Annotated in this window: 13 protein-coding genes and 1 riboswitch; all 13 genes read left to right on the forward strand. The window is 64.5% G+C overall.

Annotated features, from left to right (window positions below):
- Window positions 1–337: 337 nt before the first annotated feature.
- The 13 genes from VXJ25_RS00220 to VXJ25_RS00280 all read left to right on the forward strand — a co-directional run bounded on the left by VXJ25_RS00220 (window position 338) and on the right by VXJ25_RS00280 (window position 13,209).
- Window positions 338–1,120, forward strand: coding sequence for an ABC transporter ATP-binding protein (locus VXJ25_RS00220; RefSeq protein ID WP_330957191.1), 783 nt, complete (start codon window positions 338–340; stop codon window positions 1,118–1,120).
- Window positions 1,121–1,235: 115 nt separating this feature from the next.
- Window positions 1,236–2,300: an ABC transporter substrate-binding protein gene (locus tag VXJ25_RS00225; protein WP_330957192.1), complete on the forward strand. Its 1,065-nt coding sequence runs from the start codon at window positions 1,236–1,238 to the stop codon at window positions 2,298–2,300.
- A 44-nt stretch (window positions 2,301–2,344) separates the two neighbouring features.
- Window positions 2,345–3,097, forward strand: coding sequence for an ABC transporter permease (locus VXJ25_RS00230; protein ID WP_330957193.1), 753 nt, complete (start codon window positions 2,345–2,347; stop codon window positions 3,095–3,097).
- Between the two features lie 24 nt (window positions 3,098–3,121).
- Window positions 3,122–4,306, forward strand: a complete 1,185-nt coding sequence (locus tag VXJ25_RS00235; protein WP_330957194.1) for a mandelate racemase/muconate lactonizing enzyme family protein — start codon at window positions 3,122–3,124, stop codon at window positions 4,304–4,306.
- 328 nt (window positions 4,307–4,634) lie between these two features.
- Entirely contained in the window at window positions 4,635–5,645 is a 1,011-nt protein-coding gene (locus VXJ25_RS00240; RefSeq protein ID WP_330957195.1) for a methionine ABC transporter ATP-binding protein, read from the forward strand.
- 10 nt (window positions 5,646–5,655) lie between these two features.
- Window positions 5,656–6,324, forward strand: coding sequence for a methionine ABC transporter permease (locus tag VXJ25_RS00245; RefSeq protein ID WP_330957196.1), 669 nt, complete (start codon window positions 5,656–5,658; stop codon window positions 6,322–6,324).
- An 85-nt stretch (window positions 6,325–6,409) separates the two neighbouring features.
- Complete coding sequence (locus tag VXJ25_RS00250; RefSeq protein WP_330957197.1) at window positions 6,410–7,237, forward strand: MetQ/NlpA family ABC transporter substrate-binding protein; 828 nt, start codon at window positions 6,410–6,412, stop codon at window positions 7,235–7,237.
- Window positions 7,238–7,333: 96 nt separating this feature from the next.
- Window positions 7,334–8,401: a uroporphyrinogen decarboxylase family protein gene (locus VXJ25_RS00255; protein WP_330957198.1), complete on the forward strand. Its 1,068-nt coding sequence runs from the start codon at window positions 7,334–7,336 to the stop codon at window positions 8,399–8,401.
- A gap of 141 nt (window positions 8,402–8,542) precedes the next feature.
- Window positions 8,543–8,745, forward strand: a riboswitch (cobalamin riboswitch).
- 175 nt (window positions 8,746–8,920) lie between these two features.
- The gene (locus VXJ25_RS00260) at window positions 8,921–9,499 is read left to right on the forward strand and encodes a hypothetical protein (protein WP_330957199.1); all 579 of its coding nucleotides are present in this window, start codon (window positions 8,921–8,923) and stop codon (window positions 9,497–9,499) included.
- Between the two features lie 129 nt (window positions 9,500–9,628).
- Window positions 9,629–10,840 carry a sirohydrochlorin cobaltochelatase gene (locus VXJ25_RS00265; RefSeq protein WP_330957200.1) on the forward strand — a complete coding sequence of 404 codons (1,212 nt, stop codon included), beginning with the start codon at window positions 9,629–9,631 and terminating at the stop codon, window positions 10,838–10,840.
- Between the two features lie 124 nt (window positions 10,841–10,964).
- Window positions 10,965–11,348 (forward strand): cysteine-rich small domain-containing protein, encoded by a 384-nt coding sequence (locus VXJ25_RS00270; RefSeq protein WP_330957201.1) that lies wholly within the window; start codon window positions 10,965–10,967, stop codon window positions 11,346–11,348.
- A 5-nt stretch (window positions 11,349–11,353) separates the two neighbouring features.
- The gene (locus VXJ25_RS00275) at window positions 11,354–11,932 is read left to right on the forward strand and encodes a hypothetical protein (RefSeq protein WP_330957202.1); all 579 of its coding nucleotides are present in this window, start codon (window positions 11,354–11,356) and stop codon (window positions 11,930–11,932) included.
- Complete coding sequence (locus VXJ25_RS00280) at window positions 11,929–13,209, forward strand: ABC transporter substrate-binding protein (protein WP_330957203.1); 1,281 nt, start codon at window positions 11,929–11,931, stop codon at window positions 13,207–13,209. Before VXJ25_RS00275 ends, VXJ25_RS00280 begins: the two co-directional genes overlap by 4 nt.
- The last annotated feature ends 1 nt before the right edge of the window (window position 13,210 follow it).

Here is a 13,210-nt window from a genome sequence, read left to right on the forward strand (position 1 = left end):
CGAGCGATGAGTGAACGTGCGGGCGTTCCGCAAGATGAAGCCATCAGTTAACTATATGCGTTAAAAGTAATCAAACCCAAAATGTTGCCCTAGGGGAAATCTCATTAGAATTCGATGGCGCCAGATGCCTCTCGTCATTCTGGTTGCCCAAACGGTGGTTATCAGAGCGGGTCATGCAGCGGTAGCGGCTGCGTATCGCGTGGACCGCATGGGTAGCGATGGCGGCGCGGATGAATCCCAGCGCGCGTTCTCCATTCCTACGTTGTCCTCGCGAGTCACCCGCTATCAGCAGCTTCAATCTCTCACGCAGATTCCCGAGCAGTGTATAGGAGACTCAATGGGCGTCCACATCGAAGACCTGTCGTTTTCATACAAGGGTACCGACCGCCTGATTCTCGAACATCTGAACATCGACGTCCAGGACGGTGAGTTCGTCTGCCTGCTGGGTCAGTCGGGATGTGGCAAGTCGACCCTTCTCAGGCTCATAGCTGGGCTCGAGTCGCCAACGTCGGGCGAGCTGCTCTTCGACGGCGAGCCGATTCACGGTGCGAGCCTGGAGAGGGGGATTGTCTTCCAGGACTACGGCCTCTTCCCGTGGATGAGCGCCGGTGAGAACATTCTCCTCGGCCTGACCCAGAAGTTCCCCGATGTCGACAAAGCGGACCTCAAGAAGCGCGTGTACGAGCTCCTCGAGGCAGTCGGCTTGGACGCGAAGATATACCGGAAGCTTCCCAAGGAGCTGAGCGGCGGGATGAAGCAGCGCTGCGCCATCGCACGCGCCTTTGGCATCGATTCGCCAATGCTCCTGATGGATGAGCCCTTCGGTGCCCTCGATGCGGTCACTCGCGCGAGGCTGCAGGACCTGGTGCTATCGCTGTGGGGCAAGGAAGAGGAGAAGAAGACCATTTTCTTCGTCACCCACGATGTGGATGAGGCGCTCCTCCTGTCAACGCACATCTACATGCTTGGCCAGTCTCCGAGTCACGTCATCCTCGATGAGAGGATACCTGAGGAGCATCGGGTCACCAGGAACACGCAGTTTGACGACAAGTGGATACTCGACCTCCGCAACAAGTTGGTCATGGAGATGAACCGCGACATCGCTTGTCGTGTCGAGTGACCTTCGCAGTTTGGCAAACGGCAGGCAACGGTGCCTGCTGAAAGACATCGTTAGGAATGGAGACGCTATGTCACAAATGAACGCGAACCTGAGCCGCCGTACTTTCATATCTACTATGGGAGTCCTCGGAGCGGGACTTGCGCTCAGTGCCTGCGGCAGCTCTAACACGTCTGGAGCCGCTGCGGAATCCAGTCCTGCCAGCGGGGACAAGGGTCTGGAAGTGGATACCATCCACTGGGGCAGAGCTAACAGCGGCAACATCTTCGTCACCCTGGGACAGAAGAAGGGCTACTTTGCGGACGAGGGTCTTACCGTCGTTGAGGATCCTGTCCAGTCCGACACTGATGCGCTCACCGCGCTCTCGACGGGTGCTGTCGATGTAACGTCGAACCAGGGGACTTCCGGCCCGCTACAGCAGATTGCAGCTGGGCAGGACTTCACCATCGTCGGTGGGTACATGCTTCAGGGCATGTATCTGATTGCGAAGAAGGGGACTACCTGGAACGGCGTGGGAGACCTTGTCGGAAAGAGAATCGCGCACAAGGCGCCGCAGATCCCCGTATGTTATGCCATGCTGCAGGCAGGATATGACCCGACCAAGGACGTGACGTGGGTCAGCACGAGCACGTCCGCGGACAGGTATGCAGCCGTGGTCGCAGGGGAAGCCGACTATGGCTACATGTCTGGCGATATGCTCTATACGGTCAATAACTCGCCTGATGTCGACATCGTCGTCTATGCGGATGAGCTCATGCCCACATACGGCTGTTGCCGCATGAATATGAGGACCCAGTTCGTGAAGGACAATCCGAAGACGGTCAAGGCGGTCATGCGCGCGATGGTGAGGTCCAACGCGTACTTCCACGCGAACCTTGACGAGTGTGTTGAGATTCTTGCCAAGGAGCTCAACACAGACCAGGACTACGTTGCCGCTTACCTCAAGAACGAGCACTACATTCCCGACACCGACCCCGTCAAGCACCAGGTGGAGCAGACGTGGGAGGTCATGAAGCAGATCGGCCTCGTGGATGCGGACGCCGCTGCGAAGGTCAAGCTCGAGGACCACATCGACACCAGCTTCTACGAGGAGGCTCTGAACGAGATCTCCCAGGAGTATGCCGATGACTACCCCGAGTGGTGGAAGAGCCGCAAGGAGTTCTTCCAGGAGCACGACGCGTAAGAGCGTCTCTGTATCAAGGAAATGAAGGGGGTCTCGTGGGCAGAGTGGGCAGCTTCTTCAAGAAGTATTGGATTACGATATTAGTTTTTGTGGGCATCGTCGCCGCCTATGTTGTCATCGCTGACAACAGGCTGGTTAACGCCTTCCTGTTCCCACCCGCCGCGCAGATCGGCAAGGCGTTCCAGCAATACTGGCAGACGATGTTCATCAACATGTTCTCGTCGTTCGGGCTGTTGGTGCCCGCGCTGATTATCGCGACCACAATCGCCCTGGTCGTCGGGTCCGTGCTGGGAATGAACAAGCGGGCGAGGGAAGTGCTGCATCCGGTGGTGTACACCATCAGTGTCATCCCCTCGATTCTCCTCTCGCCCTTCGCACTCCTCCTCGCTCCCAACTTCTGGGTGGCATCGCTCTTCCTGATTATCTACCAGACCATCTGGGCGACTCTCTTCGCGACTATCACGGGCATCCAGACCATCAATAAGACCTACCTTGACAACGCAGCGGCGCTCGAGCTACACGGGGCGAAGAAGTTCTTCAAGGTCATCCTCCCCGCGGCGAGTCCGTCGATACTCTCGGGGTTCGTGACATCCCTCAGGGGATCCTTCGTGATGCTCGTCTACGCGGAGATGTACGGCGCGAAGTACGGCATGGGCTTCTTCGTGAAGAAGTATGCAGACTACGGCCTCTATGCGGAGACCTGGGCGGGCTTCGTCTTCCTGGTAGTGGTGCTCGTGATAGTGATGCAGGTGTTCGAGCACATCAAGTCCCGCCTGCTCTCCTGGTCCATTGACTAGACGTTCGTTCTCGGGGTGATGATGATGAGGATTACCAAAGTCGACGTAATTTATCTGGAGGAGAGGCCAGCCGACAACCCTGCCTGGTCGCCCGTCCTCTGTCGCGTGTACACGGACGAGGGAATCTACGGAGACGGCGAGGCGGGCATGACCTACGGCTGCCCATCGACGGCAGCGAGGAGCGCCCTCGTCGAGTTCTCCCGCCAGATTATCGGGAGGGATCCCTTCCAGAGCCAACTCATCTGGCAAGACCTCTACAAGGGGACGTTCTGGGGGCAGAACGGCGGACCCGTCGTCTTCGCCGCGATGTCTGCGATAGATGTCGCCCTGTGGGACATCAAGGGCAAGGCACTCGGTGTGCCCGTCTACCAGTTGCTAGGAGGCAAAGTCCGCGAGAGCCTGAGGTGTTATGCGAGCCAGCTGCAGTTTGGTTGGTATGACAAGAAGACTCCCGCCGTCACAATCGAGGACTACAAGAGGAGCGCTCGGGCCGCGGTCGACGAGGGCTACGACGCAGTCAAGTACGACTTCTTCACCTTTGACGAGGCTGACGGGCACCGCTATTCCCATGAGGACACGACGAGGCTCCTTCCCCACAAGTACGTCGACATGGTCAGGCGTAGGTTCGCGGCGGTGCGCGAGGAGGTGGGCCCAGAAGTCGACATCATCATGGAGAACCACTCGAGCGTCGACGTGCAGTCGGCGGTCCAGCTCGGGGAGGCGGTCAAGGAGTACGGTATCTACTACTTCGAGGAGCCGTGCACACCGACGCCGAAGCTGACCAAGAGCGTGTTCGATAGGCTCGGAGTTCCCGTCTCGCAGGGCGAGCGCGTCTACACCCGCTGGCAGTATGCCCCTTACTTCGAGGACGGCTCCGTCCAGCTCATCCAGCCGGACCTCGGCAACTGCGGCGGCATCACCGAGGTGAAGAAGGTTGCGGACATGGCGGAGACTTACGACGTGGGCGTTCAGGTGCACGTCTGCTCGAGCCCGCTCCTGACGGCAGCGGCGCTCCAGGTCGAGTGCGTCCTCCCGAACTTCACCATCCACGAGCACCACGTCTACAACCGCTTCGACTACAACCGTAGGCTGTGCAAGTACGACTACCAGCCGGTCGACGGTCGCTTCTCGGTTCCCGAGCTGCCGGGTATCGGAAACGAGATTAGTGAGTACGCGTTCTCGCACGGAGAGGTCGAGACGGTGGAGTAGCAACAACTACGAGCCTGCATTTCCATATACGCGTACGGAAACGTGATAGTCGAAACAACGGGGGTCATCGGACGCGGCCATTCGAGGCCAAGTACGATGGCCCTTATTGCAGTATTTGGAACGAAATTATGTTCGGTAATTAGACCGGAGAATAAATAATCGCAGTGAAAAAACTGTGTGAAGAACGACTTGGCTAATATTGCCGAGATTGCCGGTTGCCGATGGAGGCATTGACTTCGCTGGCTATCAGTGAGGCAACCTGCCTCTTGCCTTGAAGCGTCAGGGGTATGGCGGAATACACGAGTGGGATGCGGTCGGGGGCTCAAACGTGATAGAGATACAACACCTTGGTAAAAGCTGGGCGGATGGGGGCGAGGTCCTCAAGGACATCAGCCTCGACATCGCCGACGGGGAGATGTACGCCCTGGTTGGGCGTAGTGGTGCGGGAAAGTCCACGCTGCTCAGGTGTATCAATGGGCTGACGGATTACCAGTCGGGCAGCATGGTAGTGGACGGCCACGAGATCAAGGACATGCCCTACAAGGAAATCCGAGAGCTCCGCAGACAGATTGGGATGGTCTTCCAGCAGTTCTCGCTGCTTGAAAGGGAGACCGTCTACAACAACGTTGCCCTTCCCATGAAGTGCTGGGGCTACAAGAGCGAGGAGATTGACAAGAAGGTCATGAGCCTTCTCGAGCTCGTCGGCCTCGCGGATCGAAAGGACGCGCGTCCAAGGGGCCTTTCGGGCGGACAGAAGCAGAGGGTCGCGATAGCAAGGGCCCTCACCATGGACCCCAAGATCCTGCTCTGTGACGAGGCGACTTCCGCCCTCGACCCCAAGACCACCAGCTCGATTCTTGACCTGCTGATGGAGATCAACGGGGAGACCGGAATCACCATCGTCATCGTGACCCACCAGATGGAGGTGGTGCGCAAGGCGTGCCGCAAGGCGTGCATCCTGGAGCGGGGGGTCATCAAGAGCATGGGCGATGTGCTTGACATCTTCTACAGGAGGCCGGCCTCGCTGCTGCGCCTCCTTGGGGAAGACCAGGCGTCGCTGCCCGACGAGGGGGTGAACCTGCGCGTCGCCTACGATGCCGAGGGTCCCGGAGCGTCCTTCTTCGAGTCGTTCTCAAAGGAGACGGGGTTCGTTCCGGAGGTCGTCGACGGAGGGATCCAGAACTTCAGGAACCGGGCCACGGGCCTCTTCACGCTGAACGTGCGCGAGGAGGACTTGGGCAGGGCTGGAGGCTTCCTCGACCGGGCTGCCCTGAAGTGGGACCGCATCGACGAGGAATGGATCGCCGAGTCCACGCGCGGCGACGAGGAAGAGGAGTAGGTGACCCGGAATGGTTCTTAGCAGGTTCTCCTTCTGGGAGATCTTCCAGATGCTGATTCTCCCGGCCTTCTTCGCCACCCTGAGGATGGTGCTGATATCCGGCGTGCTGGCGACGCTCATCGGCATGGTGCTAGGCATCGTGTTGGTGCTCACGGACAAGGACGGGCTGAGCCCCAACAGGGTCGTCTTCAGGATCTTCGACGTGTTCGTGAACATCATCCGCTCGTTCCCGTTCATCATCCTCATCGTCACGATCATCCCGCTCACACGTCTCATCGTCGGGTCCTCGATCGGAGAGGTTGCGGCGCTGGTGCCCCTCACGGTCGCGTGCAGCCCGTTCATGGGCCGCATCTTCCAGAACGCCTTCAAGGAGGTGGACCCCGCCCTCATCGAGGCGGCGAAGTCCTTCGGCGCCTCCAAGATGCAGATCATGCTCAAGGTGTACCTCAAGGAAGGTCTGCCCTCGGTCATCTCCGGCCTGAGCCTCGGCCTCATCAACCTGCTCGGCTGCTCCGCAATGGCGGGCGCGGTTGGCGCCGGTGGCCTGGGTGCGGTCGCGCTCCAGTACGGCTACCAGAACTTCAACGTTCGCGTCATGTACTCGATCGTGGCCATCCTCATCGTGCTCGTGGCGGCGATTCAGTACTTCGGAGACTGGGTCTATCGCAAGCTCAAGTAAAGGGCCCGCGCAACGAGCCAAATAAGCGGAATCGCACGCTCGTCAGGTGAACCTGGCCAGGTGCTCAATCGATTAGGAGAAGAATATGGCGTTACAGCTCACTCGTAGGTCGGCACTGCAGCTTCTGGGGATGGCGGGGATCACCTCCGCACTTGCTGCCTGCGGCCAGGGCGGGTCATCCGCATCGTCCTCGGAGCAGAAGACCATCAAGGTCGGCACCCGTGCGGACAGCATGGATAAGCTCGCTGCGGTTACCCCGGATATCGAGGCCGCGGGCTACAAGATCGAGGCTGTCTCCTTCGACGACTCCGTCCTCCCGAACCAGGCGCTGGGCGAGGGCAGCATCGACTGCAACTGGTACCAGCACGAGCCATACCTCCAGGCGTACAACAAGTCCAACGGCACCGACTTCGTGATGGTGGAGCCGAAGAGCTACGCTCCCCTGTTCGGCATGTACTCTAGCAAATGGAAGAGTCTGGAGGAGCTGCCCGATGGCGCCACGCTCGGTATGTGCTCCGACGCCTCCAACCAGGCGCGCGGCATGATTATGCTCAAGGACCACGGCCTGCTGACCCTGGTCGACGGCGTCGACACCCCGACAATCCACGACGTCAAGGACAACCCGAAGAACCTCCAGTTCGTCGAAGCGGAGATGCAGCTACTGCCGCAGTCGATCAACGACGTGGACGGGATCTGCCTCGCCGCGGCCCACATGGTCAACGCCGGGATGGACGCCAACTCCTACATCGCCCGCTCCAAGGACGAGGAGAAGTACGCGGTGGGCTTCGTCGTTCGTAAGGAGGACGCCAACGCCGAGTGGGCGACCGGTATCGCCAAGGCCGTCCAGTGCGACCACCTGAAGGACTACCTGGCGAACGAGATGAAGGGTTCTATGGTCCCCACCTGGAGCTAAGCCAAAGGACAGGGGGACACGAGACGGCCGCGGGCACCTGTCCGTGGCCGTCGTCAGATTGCAGGGGTGAGCCTCGTGACATCGCACGAAGTTGAGATGACGCCAAAGGAGCGGCTGGCCGCGTACGCCGCGGGCGAGGAGGTGGACCGCATCCCCACAACGCTCTCGGCGGGGGAGACCGCACCTCCCCTGTACGGATACAAGATCAGGGACTGGTACTTCTCGTCTGACATCATGTTCGACGTCGAGAGCCGTCTCGCCGCGGACTTCGGGGCGGACAACATGGGCGTCGGTCTGGGCCTTCGCGCCTTGGTCGAGGCGCTCGGAACGAGGCTTGAGTACCCGGAGAAGGGTGTCTCGTACGTCGTAGAGCCAAAGTTCAAGTCGTTCGCCGAGGTGGACGGGGCCGAGCTCGTGGACGTCGACAAGGATGGGCGACTCCCGATCATCATCGAGTCGTTCGAGAAGCTCATGGACGTCTATGGGGACATCAGGACCTTCGGCACCGGTCTGGCTGGACCGCTCACTACGGCCGGTCAGCTCATTGACACAGAGGTCTTCCTGAGAGGGATGATCAAGGACCGCGACGGCGTGCACAAGCTCATGCAATACGCCACGGACAACGTGGTCAAGTGCGCGCGCGACATCCACAAGCGCCTCGGCATTGGGCTCATGCTCTCGGAGCCCATGGCTTCGAGCGACCTTCTCAGCCTTCGCCAGTTCAAGCAGTTCTACAAGCCGTACCTCGAGCAGGCGGTAAGGCGCATGAACGAGTTTCAGGGGAGCACCGCCATCCACATCTGTGGTCACACCCGGGACCGCTGGGACCTCGTGGTAGGCTCCGGCGTGAGCGGGTTCTGGGTCGACAACCTGGAGGACATCGGGGAGCTGAAGGAGCTCTACGGGCAACAGGTCTCCCTCACGGGAAACGTGCCGCCCGTCGCCGTGCTGCTCGAGGGAAGCCCCGAGGACGTGCGTAAGGCCGTCCTCGACTGTCTGAGGAAGGCGGCAGACTCACCTCGCGGGTACACGCTCTGCCCCGGGTGCACCACTCCCGTCGGCACCTCGAGGGAGAACCTCGACGCCTTCATGGACGCCGCGTGGGAGTACGGGCGAGGAGCGAGGAAGGGATGCCTGCCCCGCGGGTTGCAGGAGCTCGGTTAGATGACTGTCAGTATTCATCTGGGGCGAAGCGCTGCGCCAGGGGCTAGGCGTTCGTCATGTGGAACGCTCCCGTCCGCTCCGGCGGCCACGCGCTCCGTCGTACAGTGCGCCCGAGCCCAATCTGTCATGCTACACTGACAGCTAACTGCATAGAGACAGGTGTCGGACGCCCTTCTCGGCCACGCGGCCCCGGGCGCCCGGTGAAAAGGGAAGCGGGCGAACGTCCCGCACGAACTCGTCACCGTGATTCGCGAGCACCCACCCAACGCCACTGGGAGACCGGGAAGGCGGGCGGGCGCGCCCGAGCGATAAGTCGGGAGACCTGCCTGTCGGGTACGGGGGCTGGCCCCAAGCCACGAGATCCTGGCTGTACCGAGAAGGGCGCGCACGCCGCGCCCGGGTCCTGTTCGCCCAGGGCCCCTCTCGCCTGGTCTCCCTGCCTGGAGCCGCCGCACGGCGGCGCGCCCGCCCGCGCACCCGACGTCCCAAGGAACGGAACGCGACCAGGAGGAACGACCCATGAAGCACAAGGCGACGCACACCCCCAAGGCGGCGCCCATCGTCGTCGCGGCGACGCTGGCCCTGGCTCTCGGCGCCTGCGGCTCGGCCGGCACGGCGCAGCCCGCGGCGGGCTCCGGCGGCTCGGGCCAGGCCCAGGAGCAGGCGCAGTCGGCCTCCGGCTCGCAGGCGACTGGAGCGTCCACGGCGGGCGCGGCCGCGAGCACCGGCCTCGCAGACGGCCTCTACACCGTAGACGTCACCACCGACAGCGACATGTTCCACGTGAACGAGGCCAAGGACGGCAAGGGCGAGCTCACCGTGAAGGACGGCAGCATGACCGTCCACCTGACGCTCGCCTCCGAGGGCATCGTGAACCTCTTCGTCGGCACGGCGGCCGACGCCCAGAAGGAGGGCGCCCAGCTTCTCTCGCCGACGGTCGACACCGTCACGTACCCGGACGGCTCGACGGAGGAGGCCTTCGGCTACGACGTGCCGGTGCCCGCGCTCGACCAGGAGTTCGACGTCGCGATCCTGGGCAAGAAGGGCAAGTGGTACGACCACAAGGTGAGCGTGTCCGACCCGGTCCCCGAGGGCTAGGACGGTACGCGGCGGCAGCGGCAGGCGCCGGCGGCGCTGGGGCCCCGGCGGCTCCGGGGCGGCGCGCTGCGGCGGTGCACGAAGGCGCACGGCCGAGAGGGACGGCGATACGAGAGAGGGAGATGCGAGATGATGATGCGTAAGGCGACGGCGGCGATACTCACGGGCGTGCTGGCGGTGGCGCTCGGCGGCTGCGCGGGGACGGCGCAGACGGGCGGCTCTGCCGCTGCGGACTCCGGGCAGGCTGCCTCGGGCGAGGCCGCGAAGTCCGCGGACCAGCAGGCGGCCGACAAGGTGGCGGCCCTTATCGACCAGATCTACGTCCAGGAGCGCACCGACCAGACCGACGCGCAGTGCGCCGAGGCCAAGGCCGCCTGGGACGCCTTGACCGAGGACCAGAGGGCCCTCGTGGAGGGCGAGCACGCCAGCCCCGAGTACTTCGGCCTCAACACGGGCGACGCCTCCCTGGACGACCCGCTCAACCAGGACGGCATCGGCGAGCGTGAGATCCTGGTCACGAGCTTCGGCACCTCCTACAACGACAGCCGCGCGAACGACATCGGCTCCATCGAGAAGGCGATACAGGCGGCCTACCCCGACTGGTCCGTGCGGCGCGCCTTCACCTCGCAGATCATCATCAACCACGTGCAGGCGCGTGACGGCGAGAAGATCGACAACATGGATCAGGCACTCGAGCGCGCGGTCGACAACGGCGTCAAGACGCTCGTGATCCAGCCGACCCACCTCATGCACGGCGCCGAGTACGACGAGCTCACCGAGGCGGCCGACAAGTACCGCGACAGGATGGACGTCGTGGTGGCCGAGCCGCTCCTGGGCGAGGTGGGCACCGACGCCTCCGCCATCAACGCCGACAAGCGGGCCGTGGCGGAAGACCTCACCGCCGCCGCCGTGGGCGAGGCCGGCTACGGCAGCCTGGAGGACGCCAAGGCCGACGGCTGCGCCTTCGTCTTCATGGGCCACGGCACCTCGCACGAGGCCAGCGTCACCTACGACCAGATGCAGGCGCAGATGGCCGAGCTCGGCTACGACAACGTCTACGTGGGGACCGTGGAGGGCAAGCCCGCCGACACCGCCTGCGAGGCCGTGATCGAGAAGGTCAAGGCGGCCGGCTACACCAAGATCCAGCTCAGGCCCCTCATGGTCGTCGCCGGCGACCACGCCCACAACGACATGGCCGGAGATGACGCCGACTCCTGGAAGAGCCAGTTCGAGGCCGCAGGCATCGAGGTCGCGCCGCAGATCGCCGGCCTGGGCGAGATACCCGCGGTGCAGAAGATCTACGTCGCCCACACCGCCGACGCCATCGCGAGCGTGGCGTAGGCGCAGGCCCCGCCGGCCGGCGGGGCGCGGCGAGGTCTGCCGGGCCGTCGGCGCGGGTGCGCCGGCGGCCCGGATGCGCTAGCGTAGGGGGCGGCCGCACGGCCGCCCGAGCGAGAGGAGCGGGATGTCCCGCGAGCACGAGTACCCCTTCTTCACCAACAGGGACTGCCCCTACTTCCCCTGCCACGAGGGCATCGAGGCGGAGGAGTTCAACTGCCTCTTCTGCTACTGCCCCCTCTACGCGCTGGGTCCGCGCTGCGGCGGGAGCTTCCGTTACACCGAGCGGGGCTACAAGGACTGCACGCCCTGCACCATGACGCACAGGGGGGACGCGGGCACCCGCCTGGTGAGGCTGCACTGGCCCGAGCTCGCGGAGCTCGCGCGCCGGGACGCGGGTGCGCCCGGTGAGGGCGAGAAGGACGCGGGGCCAGACGGCGCGTCCGGAGGCGCGGGCGAGAGGGACGCGGGGCAGGGCGGCCCCGCGACCGGGAAGGACGTGGAGAGGTGAGGGGCATGGGTACACGAAGGGTCGGGCGGCGCCGGGCGCTGGCCCTCGTCCTCTCCCTCGCCGCCGCGGCAGCGCTCGCCCTCGCCGCGCCGGCCGCGCCCGCGGCCGCCGAGGGCGCCGCCCTCGCCGACGGCAACTACTCCGTGAGCGTCGAGCTCGGTGGCGGCTCGGGCCGCGCGAGCGTCCAGAGCCCCTGCGAGCTCTCCGTAAGCTCGGGCTCCATGGTCGCCACCGTCACCTGGAGCAGCCCCAACTACGACCTCATGGTGGTGGACGGCCAGCGCCTCTCGCCCGTCAACGAGGGCGGCAACTCGACCTTCGAGGTGCCCGTCTCCGCCCTGGGCGAGGCCCTCCCCGTGCAGGCGGAGACGACGGCGATGAGCAGGCCGCACCTGATCGACTACACGCTGACCTTCTCCGACCCCCAGCGCCAGGGCGCGCCGGCAGGTCCCGCCGTCGCCGTCGCGGCGGGCCTCGGGGCCGCAGCCGTCGCCGTGGGGGCGGCCCTCCTCGTTCACCGCAGGCGCGCGCGGAGCGGCGCCGCCGAGGCGACCACGGCGGGCCGCGACGGGGGCGCGCAATGATTCGCAGGTCGAGAAGGACGCATCGCCCGCGGGCGCACCTCGCCGGCGCGGTCGCGGCGGCGCTGGCCCTCGCCCTCGCGCTCGCGGCGCCGCTCGCGGGCTGCGCGGGCGCGGCGGGCTCCGGCTCCGCCGGCTCGGGCGCGGCGACCGGCACCGCCGGCGGCGCGCAGGCGGGCCAGGGCGCCGCCGAGGCCACGCCCACCACGACCGTCGTCCCGGACTTCCGCGACACCGACCTCGGCTGCGGCTGGCAGCCCACGGGCAGCCTCGAGCTCGACTACGCGAAGCGCTTCTCCGTCGACTACTACGAGGGCGGCTACCAGCTCGTCTGCATCGCCGACGGCAGCCGCTACCTCGTCGTGCCCGAGGGGGCGAGCGCGCCGGAGGGCCTCTCGGCCGACATCACCTGCATCCAGCAGCCGGTGGGCGACGTCTACCTCGCCGCCTCCGACAGCATGTGCCTCTTCGACGCCCTCGGCGAGACGGGTCGCGTCACGGTCTCCGGCATCCGGCAGGAGGACTGGAGCATCGAGGCGGCGCGCGAGGCGATGGCCACGGGCGCCATCGTCTACGGCGGCAAGTACGCCTCCCCCGACTACGACCTCCTGCTCTCCAAGGGCGTGCGGCTCGCGGTGGAGTCGACCATGGTCAACCACACGCCCGACGTGCGCGAGAAGCTCCGCGAGCTTGGCATCCCCGTCCTGGTGGAGATGGCGAGCTACGAGGACGAGCCGCTCGGGCGCACGGAGTGGATCAAGCTCTGGGGGAGCCTCCTCGGCCAGCAGGCGCGCGCGAGCGAGCTCTTCGACGAGCAGGTCCGGCTCGCCGAGGCCGCCCGCAGCGAGGACACCGGCAAGACCGTGGCCTTCTTCTACGTCAACTCCAACGGCTCCGCCGTGGTGCGCAAGCCCGGCGACTACGTGACCAAGATGATCCAGTACGCCGGGGGCGACTACGCCTTCTCCGGCCTCGAGGACGACGGCACCGCGCGCTCCACGGTGACGCTCGAGATGGAGCGCTTCTACGAGGGGGCGCACGACGCGGACTACATCGTCTACAACGCCTCGATCGACGGGGGCGTCTCCTCCGTGGACGAGCTGGTGGAGAAGAACCGGCTGCTCGCGGACTTCAAGGCGGTCAGGGAGGGCAACGTCTGGTGCACCTCGCAGGACATGTACCAGCAGATGACCGACACGGGCGCGATTATCTCGGACTTCCACGAGATGCTCTGCGACCCCGCCGCGACCGACCTCGAGTACCTGCACAGGCTGGGCTAGC

Source organism: Olsenella absiana (assembly GCF_036408855.1).
Classification (GTDB): domain Bacteria; phylum Actinomycetota; class Coriobacteriia; order Coriobacteriales; family Atopobiaceae; genus Olsenella_K; species Olsenella_K absiana.

Coding starts and splice junctions, on each gene's coding strand:
- VXJ25_RS00250 (WP_330957197.1), top strand. CDS start 6,410: ATGGCGTTACAGCTCACTCGTAGGTCGGCACTGCAGCTTCTGGGGATG.
- VXJ25_RS00245 (WP_330957196.1), top strand. CDS start 5,656: ATGGTTCTTAGCAGGTTCTCCTTCTGGGAGATCTTCCAGATGCTGATT.
- VXJ25_RS00260 (WP_330957199.1), top strand. CDS start 8,921: ATGAAGCACAAGGCGACGCACACCCCCAAGGCGGCGCCCATCGTCGTC.
- VXJ25_RS00255 (WP_330957198.1), top strand. CDS start 7,334: ATGACGCCAAAGGAGCGGCTGGCCGCGTACGCCGCGGGCGAGGAGGTG.
- VXJ25_RS00235 (WP_330957194.1), top strand. CDS start 3,122: ATGAGGATTACCAAAGTCGACGTAATTTATCTGGAGGAGAGGCCAGCC.
- VXJ25_RS00225 (WP_330957192.1), top strand. CDS start 1,236: ATGGGAGTCCTCGGAGCGGGACTTGCGCTCAGTGCCTGCGGCAGCTCT.
- VXJ25_RS00220 (WP_330957191.1), top strand. CDS start 338: ATGGGCGTCCACATCGAAGACCTGTCGTTTTCATACAAGGGTACCGAC.
- VXJ25_RS00280 (WP_330957203.1), top strand. CDS start 11,929: ATGATTCGCAGGTCGAGAAGGACGCATCGCCCGCGGGCGCACCTCGCC.
- VXJ25_RS00270 (WP_330957201.1), top strand. CDS start 10,965: ATGTCCCGCGAGCACGAGTACCCCTTCTTCACCAACAGGGACTGCCCC.
- VXJ25_RS00275 (WP_330957202.1), top strand. CDS start 11,354: ATGGGTACACGAAGGGTCGGGCGGCGCCGGGCGCTGGCCCTCGTCCTC.
- VXJ25_RS00265 (WP_330957200.1), top strand. CDS start 9,629: ATGATGATGCGTAAGGCGACGGCGGCGATACTCACGGGCGTGCTGGCG.